The 9,807-nt window shown below is 72.4% G+C and carries 4 protein-coding genes; 2 read left to right on the forward strand and 2 right to left on the reverse strand.

The window, feature by feature from the left end:
• Positions 1 to 3 precede the first annotated feature (3 nt).
• Both CNQ36_RS25705 and CNQ36_RS25710 read right to left on the reverse strand, forming a co-directional pair.
• Complete coding sequence (locus CNQ36_RS25705) at positions 4 to 1,935, reverse strand: ABC transporter ATP-binding protein (protein ID WP_121548594.1); 1,932 nt, start codon at positions 1,933 to 1,935, stop codon at positions 4 to 6.
• Between the two features lie 106 nt (positions 1,936 to 2,041).
• A complete protein-coding gene (locus CNQ36_RS25710) occupies positions 2,042 to 2,869 on the reverse strand; it encodes an alpha/beta fold hydrolase (RefSeq protein ID WP_121547705.1) in 828 nt (275 codons plus the stop codon).
• Between the two features lie 322 nt (positions 2,870 to 3,191).
• On the opposite strand from CNQ36_RS25710, the gene CNQ36_RS25715 reads away from it, so the two are divergent.
• Positions 3,192 to 3,464 carry an acyl carrier protein gene (locus CNQ36_RS25715; protein ID WP_121547706.1) on the forward strand — a complete coding sequence of 91 codons (273 nt, stop codon included), beginning with the start codon at positions 3,192 to 3,194 and terminating at the stop codon, positions 3,462 to 3,464.
• Between the two features lie 21 nt (positions 3,465 to 3,485).
• Positions 3,486 to 9,791, forward strand: coding sequence for a non-ribosomal peptide synthetase (locus CNQ36_RS25720; RefSeq protein WP_121547707.1), 6,306 nt, complete (start codon positions 3,486 to 3,488; stop codon positions 9,789 to 9,791).
• Positions 9,792 to 9,807: the final 16 nt, after the last annotated feature.

The raw sequence follows: 9,807 nt of genomic DNA on the forward strand, positions 1-9,807 counted from the left end.
GCATCAGTCCAAAGCACGGTTCCCGTTGCCGGCGGCCGTACTTTCGGCCGGTCGGCCACGGCCCTGCTGGTGGGCGAACTGGGTGCGGTACAGCTCGGAGTAGAGACCGCCGCCGGCCAGCAGCTGGTCGTGGGTGCCCCGCTCCTGGATCCGCCCGTCGTCGATGACGAGGATCTGGTCGGCGTCCTGGATGGTGGACAGCCGGTGCGCGATGACGAGCGAGGTGCGCCCGGTCAGGGCGGTCTTGAGGGCCCGCTGGATGGCCAGCTCGGACTCGGAGTCCAGGTGCGCCGTCGCCTCGTCCAGGACGACGATCGGAGGCGACTTGAGCAGGAGCCGGGCGATGGCCAGCCGCTGCTTCTCACCGCCGGACAGCCGGTAGCCGCGGTCGCCGACGACCGTGTCGAGACCGTCCGGGAGCTGGGAGATCGTCGGCCAGATCCGCGCCGCCTCGCACGCCTGGACGATCTCGGGCTCGGAGGCGTCCGGGCGGGCGTACAGCAGGTTGGCCCGGATGGTGTCGTGGAACAGGTGCGCGTCCTGGGTGACCACGCCGACCGTGTTCTGCAGCGAGCCGAGGGTCAGGTCGCGGACGTCGTGGCCGCCGATCCGCACCGTTCCCGAGGTGGCGTCGTAGAGCCGTGGCACCAGGTGGGTGATCGTGGTCTTGCCCGCGCCGGACGGGCCGACCAGCGCCGTGAGCCGGCCGGCCGGGGCGTGGAAGCTCACGTCGTTGAGGACCAGCGCGCCGGGGCCCTGCTCGCTCTTGCGCTGCGGCATCAACTCCAGTGAGGGCAGGGACACTTCCTCGGCGCTGGGGTAGCGGAAGGCGACCTGGTCGAACTCGACGGGGGGAGCGGTGCCGTCGCCGTTCGCCGAGGCGCGGGCCGGCAGGGGGCGGGCGCCGGGACGCTCGGTGATCAGCGGCTTCAGGTCCAGCACCTCGAAGACGCGGTCGAAGCTGACCAGCGCGGTCATGACGTCGCTCTGGATGTTCGTCAGCTGGTTGACGGGGCCGTACAGCATCAGCAGCAGGGCGACCATGGCCACCAGCGTGCCGATCTGCAGCGAGCCGTCGATGACGAACCAGCCGCCGAAGCCGTACACCATCGCCGTGGTGACGGTGGTGAGCAGGGTGACGAGGATGAACAGCAGCCGTGCGTGCACGTCCATCGAGATCGCGATGTCCCGGACGAGGCCCGCCTTCTTGGAGAACTCGGCGGACTCGTCCTCCGGACGGCCGTAGAGCTTGACGAGCATCGCGCCGGAGATGTTGAACCGCTCGGTCATCATCGAGCCCAGCTTGGCGTCGTTCTGCATGCCGGCGCGGGCCAGCTTCTCCAGCCGCTGGGCGATGATCTTCCCGGGGATGAAGAACAGCGGGATCATGATCAGCGCCGCCACGGTGATCGGCCACGAGAGGTAGAGCATCGCCGCGAGCACCAGGACCAGCGTCAGCAGCGTCGACAGCGACTGCGACAGCAGCGAGGTGAGGGCCTGTTGGGCGCCCACGATGTCGGTGTTGATCCGGCTGACCAGCGACCCGGTCTGGGTGCGGGTGAAGAACGCCACCGGCTGCCGCTGGATGTGGGAGAACACCGCGGTCCGCAGGTCGAAGATGAGGCCCTGGCCGACCCTTCCGGAGAACCACGTCTGCGTGTAGACCGCCACGACGTTCAGCAGGGCCAGTCCGGCGACGAGCCCGGCGAGGCCGAACACGACGGACGTCTTCCCGGGGATGATGCCGTCATCGATGATCATTTTGAGGGTCAGCGGGATCGACACCGTGATCAGGGAGTCGACGATCGTCGCCACCATGACCATCGCCATGGCCCGGCGGTAGCGCATGGCGTAGGGAATGATCCGCTTGAACGTGCCGGACCTGACCGGCTGCGGGTCCACCAGTCCTTCGACCCGCAGTCCGATCGTGCCCATCGTCGGGTCGTGTCCCACGGTCACGGAGACTCTCCTCAGTGTGTGTCGCGTCGCTATGTGTCGCGTCGCTGTGTGGCGCGTCGCTGTGTGTCGTCGGGGCGTCGCGTCAGTGCTTGTCGAGGAACTCGACGATCGCCGCGTTGACCGCGTCGGGCCGCTCGAAGTACCCGAGGTGCCCGCAGTCCGGGATCTCCACGAGATCGCAGTCGGGAACGGCCTCGGCGACCTCCACGCCCAGGTGCGGCGGGGTGATGAGGTCGTCGGCGAAGGTCACGACGCGACAGGGGGCGGCCACCCGGCGCAGCGCCGGGCGGCGGTCGTCCATGATGTCGGCCCAGGCGTGCCGGGCCTGCGCCTCCCCGCCCCCGGACAGCTCGAAGACGTCCAGCCAGGCGGTCACCGCCTGGTCGTCGTTGAGCGTCGCGGGCGAGAACATCCGGAACACCGTCGACGCGGCGTCGTACGCGGCCGGCAGCCGCACCCCGCTCTCCACCAGTGCCGTCTCCGCCCGCGTCTGGGCCCGCCGCGCGGCGTCCGCACGGGCCCGGGTGGCGATGAGCACCGCGCACCGCACGAGTTCGGGATGCCCGATCGCCAGCTCCTGCGCGATCATCGCCCCCAGGGAGGTGCCCACGATCCGGCACGGCGCCAGATCCAGGGCCTCGATCAGGCCCTTGGCGTCGGCGGTCATGTCCAGCAGCGAGTACCTGCCCGGCGGCGCGTCGGACGGCGGGACACCCCGGTGGTCGAAGACGACCGTGGAGTAGCCCGCCGTGTGCAGCGCCGGCGTCTGGTGCAGGGTCCAGGCATGGCCGGCCGAGCCCGAGCCCATGATCATGAGCACCGGTTCGCCCCGGCCCGCACGCTGGTAGGCGATGCGGACGCCCCCCACGGTGACGAAGTGCGGGGCGCGCCGGCCCGCGGTGTGGTCCATGCCGCCTCTCCCTCCTCGTCGTCGCGGGGGCCGCCCGGTGGTACCGGCCGGCCCCGGGGGCGGCTCACTATCGCACGCGGCCACGGGGCGGGGCAGTGTGCGCGGGGCACGTCCATGGACACCCCCCGGCCCGCGTCCAACTGCGGTGATGCCCTCAGTTGGACACCGGCCGGCCGCGTCCAAGCAGGCCCGGCCGACGGTTGATCCGCTGTGTGGAGCTGAGCCATATTGGGCCGCCGTGAGCCACTGACGCCCACCAAGTCCCCGCGCTTCTTCCGCACCGGCCGCCTGGCGCGCCCGTCGCGCCGAGGGAGGGACCACCTTGTCAGCTTCCGACCTTCCAGCCACCCGGCTGACACCCGAGAAGATCCGGTCCTGGCTCGTCGACCGGGTCGCCTACTACGCCAGGCTGCCCGCCGAGGAGATCGGCGCCGACGTCCCGCTCGCGCACTACGGACTGGACTCGGTGTACGCCTTCGCCCTGTGCGGAGACATCGAGGACGGCCTCGGCCTCGTCGTCGAGCCCGTCCTGCTCTGGGACGTCGACACCATCACCGAGCTCACCGACCATCTCGCCGAACTGACAGCCGACTGAGGGCCTTCGAGGGGGAGGACGATGCGTCGAAAGGACCTGGAGAGGCTGACGTCCGGTCAGCTCGGCGTCTGGTACGCGCAGCAGCTCGAACCCCTGAGCCCCGTGTACAACATCGCCGAGTACGTGGAGATCCGCGGCGACGTGGACGTCGGGCTTCTGGTGTCGGCGCTGCGGTCTGCCCTCGACGAGGCCCAGACCTACCGGCTCCGCTTCCGGCAGGAGGACGCCGGCCCCGGACAGTACGTCGACGACTCGCTGGAGCTTCCCGTCCACGTCGCCGACCTCGGCTCCGCAGGGGACCCGCGCGCCGCGGCCGTGGAGTGGATGACCGCCGACCTGGACCGCCCCGCGGACCCCCTCACCGGCCCGCTGGCCGCCCACGCCGTGTTCCGGCTGGGACCCGGCCATGTCCTCTGGTACCAGCGTGCCCACCACCTCGTCCTCGACGGGACCAGCCTCTCCGTGTTCGCCGCCCGGGTGGCGGACCTCTACACGGCGTCGGCGTCGGGGCGCCCGCCCGCCGGCGGCGCACCGGGGCCGCTGTCCGTACTGCTGGACGCGGACCGCTCCTACCTCCGGTCCGAGGAGTACGCACGCGACCGGCGGTTCTGGCGCGAGTACCTGGCGGACCTGCCCGGCCAGGGCGCCGCACGCGGGGACCGCACCCGGTCCCTGCCCGGCCGGCCCCTGCTGCACACGCACCCGAACGACGCGTCCGCCGCCACCGAACTGAGGGAAGCGGCACGCCGGTTGCGCACCAGCCCCGCCGTCCTGTCCCTGACGGCCGCCGCCCTGTACCGGCACCGTACGACCGGGACACGCGATGTCGTCCTCGGCGTTCCCGTCACCGGGCGGACCACCGGACGGGAACTCGGCATCCCCGGCATGACCTCCAACGTGGTGCCGCTCCGGCTCTCCCTCGACCGGGGCGTCACGGTCGCCGAACTCCTGCGGCGCACCTCCCGCACCCTGCGCGACTGCCTGCGCCACCAGCGGTACCCGTACGGCGACATCCTCGCCGACCAGGGGCTCGTCGGCCGTGGCGCGCTGCGCGATCTGAGCGTCAACCTGATGTTCCTGAACCGGCCGCTGCGGTTCGGGGACGCCGTCGCCACCCGCACCGGCCTGTCGAGCGGCCCCATCGACGACGTGGCGATCGGCGTGTACGACCGGGGGGACGACGGCTTCCGGACGGTCGTGCAGACCAACCCCGGCCTGCACGACCCCGGGGCGGGAGCGGAGATCTCCCGCGCGTTCCGCACGGTGCTCGGCCGCCTGGCGGCGGCACCGGCCGACGCGTTCGCCGACCGGATCGACGCCCTCGACGAGGACCAGCGGCGGCGCGTGCTCGTCACCTGGAACCGCACCGTGACGAGCGGCGTCGCCCCCAGCGTCCTGAGCCGGTTCGAGGAGCACGCCGCCCGCACCCCGGACGCGGTCGCCGTGGTCTGCGGCGCGTCGGAGACCACCTACCGCGAGCTGGACGAGCGGGCCGAACGGCTGGCCGGAGTACTGCGCGGGCACGGCGTCGGACCCGAAGCGGTGGTCGCGGTGTGCCTGCCGCCCGGACCCGCCCTGCTGACCGCGTTCCTGGCGGCCTGGAAGGCCGGCGCCGCGTACCTGCCGATGGACCCGGGGCATCCCGCGGAGCGGGCCCGCCTCACCCTCGCCGAGAGCCGGGCGACCGCGCTGATCGCCACCGGCGAGCCGCTGCGCGACCTGGCAGGGAGCGGCATCGCCGCCCTCGACCCGGACGACCTGCCGGTCACCGCCCCGGCGGCCCCGGCGGCACCGGCCCCGCTGCCCGCCCAACTGGCCTACCTGATCTTCACCTCGGGCTCGACGGGCGTCCCCAAGGGAGTCGCCGTCACCCACGGCGCCCTGGCCAACTACACGGTCTGGGCGGCCGAGTTCTTCCGGATGCGCCCCGGCGACCACTCACCCATGCATTCGTCGACGGCCTTCGACCTGGCGGTCACCGGCGTCCTGGTGCCGCTGGTGTGCGGCGGAGCCGTGGACATCAGCCCCGAGGGCGGCGCGGCGGGGCTGGCCGCACTGACCAGGGCCCGAGCCGGAGAACCGTTCGGCCTGGTCAAGGTGGTGCCCGGACATCTGCCGCTGCTCACCGAAACCCTCACCGTCCCGGAACGGGCCTCGGCGACACGGCGCCTGGTGGTGGGCGGCGAGGCGCTGCCCGGGGCCCATGTACGGGCATGGCTGCGCGACGCGCCGGACACGGTGGTGGTCAACCACTACGGTCCCACCGAGACGACCGTCGGCTGCTGCGTGTTCGAGGTGCCCTCCGGACGACCGGTCGGCGACCGGGTGCCGATCGGCCGTCCGATCGCCAACACCCGTCTCTACGCGCTGGACGACGCGCTCAACCCCGTACCCGTCGGCGCACTGGGGGAGCTGTACGTCGCGGGCGCCGGACTGGCCCGCGGCTACGCCCGGCGCGCGGGACCGACCGCGGAACGGTTCGTGGCCTGCCCCTTCGGGCCGCCCGGACAGCGCATGTACCGCACCGGCGACCTGGTGCGCTGGACCGCCGGCGGCCAGCTCGAGTTCGCGGGCCGGGCCGACGACCAGATCAAGATCAACGGATACCGGGTCGAGCCCGCGGAGATCGAGGCCGTACTGTCCCGGCACCCGGCGGTCGCCCGTGCCGTGGTGGTGCCCCGCACCACCGACCGCGACGGCCCCCCGCAACTGGTCGCCTACGTGGTGCCCGCCGGGGGGAAGGAAGCCGACACCCGGGAAGTGCGCCGCTTCGCCGCACACGCGTTGCCCGCCCACATGGTCCCCGCGACGGTGGTGGCGCTCGACACCCTGCCGCTGACGGCGAACGGGAAGGCCGACCGGAGCGCCCTGCCGGCACCCGACCCCGGCACCTCGGACCGCGCGCCGCGCAGCCCCCGGCAGACGATCCTGTGCGAGCTGTTCGCCGAGGTCCTCGGCCTGCCACGGGTGGGCACCGACGACGACTTCTTCGCCCTCGGCGGCCACTCCCTGCCCGCCACCCGGCTCATCGCCCGCATCCGGGCCGGCCTCGGCGTCGAGGTGCCGATGAAGGCACTGTTCGCGGCGCCGACGGTGGCGGCCCTTGACACCTGGCTTGACGACGACGGCCCGACCCGGCCCCCCGTCCGGCCGGCGCCGCGCCCCGACCCCCTCCCGCTGTCCCCGGCACAGCACCGTCTGTGGTTCCTGCACCGCATGCGGGGCCAGTCGGCGACGTACAACGTCCCCCTGGGACTGCGCCTGACCGGGCCACTGGACCGGGAGGCGCTCCAGGCGGCACTGTGCGACCTGGTGGAGCGGCACCAGACACTGCGCACCGTCTACCCGGACACCGACGGGGTGCCCCGCCAGCGGATCCTCGCCCCCGAGGAGGCCCGCCCCCGTCTGGAGACGTCCGAGTGGGACGGACCCGGGGGACTGGAGCGCGCCGCGCGGTACGCCTTCGACCTCCGCCACGAGCTGCCCCTGCGCGCCGAACTCCTCACGGTGGGGCCGCGGGAGCACGTCCTGCTGCTGATCGTCCACCACATCGCCGCCGACGCCTGGTCGATGTCCCCGCTGGCGCGCGACCTGGCCACCGCCTACGCCGCCCGCAGCCGGGGCAGGGCACCCGATTGGCCGCGACTGCCGGCGCAGTACGCGGACTACACCCTGTGGCAGCGCCAGTTGCTCGGCGCGGCAGACGACCCGGGCAGCCTGCTCGGCAGCCAGATCCGCTACTGGCGCGAACAACTCGACGGGCTTCCGGCCCGGTTGGAACTTCCGGCCGACCGCCCCCGCCCCGCCGTGGCCTCCCACCGGGGCGCCAGGCTCCCGATCCGGCTGGAACAGGACCTGCACCAGGCCCTGACCCGACTCGCCCGACAGCAGGGCGCCACCCTTTTCATGGTGCTGCACGCCGCCGTGGCCGCACTGCTGACCCGGCTTGGCGCCGGCACCGACATCCCGCTGGGCGCGCCGATCGCGGGGCGTACCGACGAGGCCCTCGACGACCTCGCGGGCTGCTTCGTCAACACGCTGGTACTGCGCGCCGACACCTCCGGCAATCCCGCCTTCGACGACCTCCTCCAACAGGTCCGGAACACCGACCTGGCCGCCTACGAGCACCAGGACGTCCCCTTCGAGCACCTCGTCGAGGTGCTCAACCCCGAACGGTCCCAGGCCCACCATCCCCTGTTCCAGGTCGGACTCGGCCTGCAGAACGTCTCGCCCCCCACCCTTGGACTCCCCGGCCTCGACACCCGCCCGGAGCCGGTCGACACCGGCACCGCACGGTTCGACCTGATGCTCAACCTCACCGACACCCACACCGACGACGCGACCCCGGCCGGCGTGACCGGAACGGTCGAGTACGCGACCGACCTCTTCGACGCCGGCACCGTCCGCACCCTCGTCGACCGGCTCGTACGACTGTTGGAGCAGGTGGCGGACGACCCCCGGCGGCGCCTGGGCGACCTGGACCTGCTGACCGCCGAGGAGCGGCGCGGGCTGGTGGCCGAGACCACCGCCGCCGAGGGGTCCGAGGCGACGCTTCCTGAGTTGTTCGCGGTGCAGGCGGCGAGGACGCCTGATGCGACGGCGGTGACGGCGGGCGGGGTGGAGTTGTCGTACGCGGAGCTGGACGCGCGGGCGGAGGGGTTGGCGCGGGGTCTGGTGGGGCGTGGTGTGGGTCCTGAGTCGGTGGTGGGGGTGCTGCTGGGGCGGTCCGCCGATGTGGTGGTGGCCGTACTGGCGGTGGCGAAGGCGGGCGGTGCGTATCTGCCGGTGGATCCGGACTATCCGGCGGATCGTGTGGCGTTCGTGCTGTCCGACGCGGGGGCGGAGTGGGTGGTGACGTCGGCGGAGTTCGCGCCGGTCCTCCCCGCTGGTGTGGCGGCCGTGACGGTCGACGGGGCCGGTTCGGGGCCGGTGTTCGACTCGGTGCCGTTGCCGACGGTACGCCCGGACCATCCGGCGTATGTGATCTATACGTCGGGGTCGACGGGGCGGCCGAAGGGTGTGGTGGTGCCACACCGCAGTGTGGTGGCGCTGTTTGCTGCCACCCGGGGGGTGTTCGAGTTCGGTGCTGGGGATGTGTGGAGCTGGTTCCATTCGCTGGCGTTCGATTTTTCGGTGTGGGAGGTGTGGGGTGCGCTGCTGCATGGTGGGCGGGTTGTGGTGGTTCCGTTCGATGTGTCGCGGTCGCCGCGTGAGTTCGTGGAGTTGTTGGAGCGCGAGCGTGTGACGGTTTTGAGTCAGACGCCGTCGGCGTTCTATCAGCTGATGGGTGTGGGGGGTGGGCTGCCGGCTCTGCGCACGGTGGTCTTCGGCGGTGAGGCGTTGGAGCCGGGGCGGCTCGACGGCTGGTGGGAGCGGTTCGGGGAGGCGGGGCCGCGGTTGGTGAACATGTACGGGATCACGGAGACGACGGTGCATGTGACGCACCAGGATCTGCGCCCGGACACCGCCGCCGACGGCAGCGTGATCGGGCGGGGTCTGCCGGGGTTGTCGGTGTTCCTGCTGGATGAGTGGCTGCGGCCGGTGCCGGTGGGTGCGGTGGGTGAGATGTATGTGGCCGGGGCGCAGGTGGCGCGGGGCTATCGGGGTCGTGCCGGGTTGACGGGTGAGCGGTTCGTGGCGTGTCCGTTCGGTGCGGCGGGTGGCCGGATGTATCGGACGGGTGATCGGGCCCGGTGGTCGCGGGATGGCCGGCTGGTGTTCGCGGGGCGTGCGGATGAGCAGGTGAAGATCCGGGGGTTCCGGATCGAGCCGGGTGAGGTCGAGGCGGTGGTGGCGGGCCACCGCGACGTAGCGCAGGTGGCGGTGGTGGCGCGTGAGGGCGGTCCGGGTGGGCTGCGGCTGGTCGCCTACATCGTTGCTGCCGAAGGCACTGACGGACTCGCGGACCGGGTGCGCGTGTTTGCGGGGGAGCGGTTGCCGTCGTACATGGTGCCGTCCGCGTTCGTGGTTCTGGGCGGCCTGCCGTTGACGGTCAACGGCAAACTCGACCGCACCGCACTGCCGGAGCCCACGTACACCGCCGGTGGCGGCCGTGCCGCGGCGACGGCCGAGGAAGAACTGCTCTGCCAGGCGTTCGCCGAGGTGCTCGGCCTGCCGACCGTCGGCGTCGACGACGACTTCTTCGCCCTCGGCGGCCACTCCCTGCTCGCGACCCGGCTCATCGCCCGCGTCCGCGCCTCGCTGCGAGAAGAACTGCCGATCGAGGAACTGTTCGCGACTCCTACACCGGCCGCGCTCGCGGCCTGGCTTGCCGAGCACGGCGGCGGGACGCGGAGCACCAGGCCCGCGCTGCGCCCGATGCGCTGAAGGAAAGGGGTTCCAC

The organism is Streptomyces fungicidicus (assembly GCF_003665435.1).
Taxonomy (GTDB): Bacteria; Actinomycetota; Actinomycetes; order Streptomycetales; family Streptomycetaceae; genus Streptomyces; species Streptomyces fungicidicus.